2 protein-coding genes are annotated in these 1,861 nt (G+C 63.2%); one reads left to right on the top strand and one right to left on the bottom strand.

All coding sequences use genetic code 11. From position 1 onward, the window contains the following. Positions 1-30 precede the first annotated feature (30 nt). On the bottom strand, positions 31-528 hold the full coding sequence (locus ACRDU5_RS02880; RefSeq protein ID WP_526612707.1) for a winged helix-turn-helix transcriptional regulator: 498 nt from the start codon (positions 526-528) through the stop codon (positions 31-33). 88 nt (positions 529-616) lie between these two features. Between ACRDU5_RS02880 and ACRDU5_RS02875 the strand changes: the two genes are divergently transcribed. After that, positions 617-1,369: a DUF899 domain-containing protein gene (locus ACRDU5_RS02875; RefSeq protein WP_526612706.1), complete on the top strand. Its 753-nt coding sequence runs from the start codon at positions 617-619 to the stop codon at positions 1,367-1,369. Positions 1,370-1,861 lie beyond the last annotated feature (492 nt).

Here is a 1,861-nt window from a genome sequence, read left to right as displayed (position 1 = left end):
CCGGCGTAGAGCAAGTACCTCAGCCGTAGGTCACTGCCCGGTGCCGACGACCTCCGCGTAGGCGGCGTCGAGTCGTTCGGTCACCGACGGGCCTCGGGTGTCGGGTTTGCGGATGCCGAGGTGGCGTTCGCGCAATTCGTCCATGAACTCCTGCCACATCTCCGGACCGCCGTGGTGCAGCAGTTCGGCCCGCGCCCGTAGCGGAGCGTCGGTGGGGCGATGCCGCAGACCCCACCACGCGAGCTCGGCCAGTACCGGCACGAGTTCGATCGCGGCAGCAGTGAGGCTGTAGGTTGCCCGCCGACCCGCTCCCACATCGTCACGAGTGAGCAGGCCCGCTGCCACCAAATCACGCAGCCGACTGGCCAGGATGTTGGAGGCGATGCCCTCTTCCGAGTCACGCTGTAACTCCCGGAAGTGCCGGAGGTCCTTGAAAATGATGTCGCGGAGCACGACGAGGCTCCATCGGTCCCCGAGCACCTCGACCGCCACGTTGATCGGGCATCCCGACCGTGATTTTTCGCCCACATCGACCTCCCAAACTGCTTGCACTCTACAACCAGTCATGGGTACGTTGGAGTGATTGCAAAACACAAGCGCTTTTAGGAGGCTTGTCATGTCTGATCCGCAGATCACCACCCGCGAGCAGTGGCTATCCGCCCGGCTCGAGCTTCTCGAGAAAGAGAAGGAGCTGACCCGCCAGCGCGACGAGGTGAATGCCGCCCGGCGTCGGCTGCCGATGGTCGAGATATCCAAGGACTATTCGTTCGAGGGGCCGGACGGACCGGCCGGTTTGTTGGACCTGTTCGACGGCCGCAGTCAGCTTCTGATCTACCACTTCATGTTCGGCCCGGACGATGACGAGGGTTGCCCATCCTGCTCGTTCACGATCGACAACGTCGGCCATCTCAACCACCTGCACGCCCGCGACACGTCGTTCGCGCTGGTGTCGCGGGCGTCGCTGGAGAGGCTGGAGCAATACCGACGCCGCATGGGCTGGACCGTCCCGTGGTACTCATCGCACGGCAGCGACTTCAACTACGACTTCCACGTGACCCTCGACGCGTCGGTCGCGCCCGTGGAATACAACTTCAAGGACCAGGCCGAGCTCGAACGGCAGGACCCCGCCTGGCAGGGATGGTCCGGCGAAGAGATGGGTGTAAGCGCATTTCTCCGACGCGGCGATCGGGTGTTCCATACCTACTCCGCCTACGCCCGCGGCACCGAGATCCTGATGGGGACCTACCAGTGGCTCGACCTGACCGCCCTCGGGCGTCAGGAGGATTGGGAACTGGAGCCCCGCCGCGGAGATGACCCCTTCATGAGCTGGTTGCGCCGCCACGACCAATACGAATCGACATCGAACTGAACGACTCCCCTAACGCATCCCTAATCCCCTAACGCTGTCCGACGACAAGGCCCGAGCCCAGCTCGATACGCGAGGGCCTGCGCCCCGTTTCGAATAGGACTGCCGCTCCATACCGTGCTTTGTACGAACCGGGAACTCCCGACGAGTTTCTCGACATCATGCACGAAAGGAATTGGGGCGATGACGCACTGTCGGTATTGCAACCGGTTCTGCTTGGTGCGGGTAGCCGGTTGTGGCGCTTGGCGCTTGGAGTGTGGCCACACCTATTTGCCGCTGCCCAGCGAGGGCCAGCGGTGGGCGGCCTACGCGGCCGATGGTGCGGCGCGACTGACAGCTTCATCGCTGCGCTAGCTAACGGGCCCAAAATCAGCGCTTTGTCGACGGCAACTGAATACTGATCACTGCGCGGCAACTGAATTTTGACCAGCTTCCTGGAGAGCCTTGGCTGAGCGAGCCAAGGAGGAAGCGAGTGTTGAGCGTGGAGGACTGGGC

The sequence above is a fragment of the Mycobacterium sp. genome, assembly GCF_050701515.1.
Classification (GTDB): domain Bacteria; phylum Actinomycetota; class Actinomycetes; order Mycobacteriales; family Mycobacteriaceae; genus Mycobacterium.
The sequence above is the reverse complement of the archived record's forward strand: the minus strand, read 5'-3'. Positions and strand labels throughout refer to the sequence as shown.

Bases quoted from the DNA above. Each gene is read 5' to 3' on its own strand.
- ACRDU5_RS02875 (WP_526612706.1), top strand. From the start codon at position 617: ATGTCTGATCCGCAGATCACCACCCGCGAGCAGTGGCTATCCGCCCGG.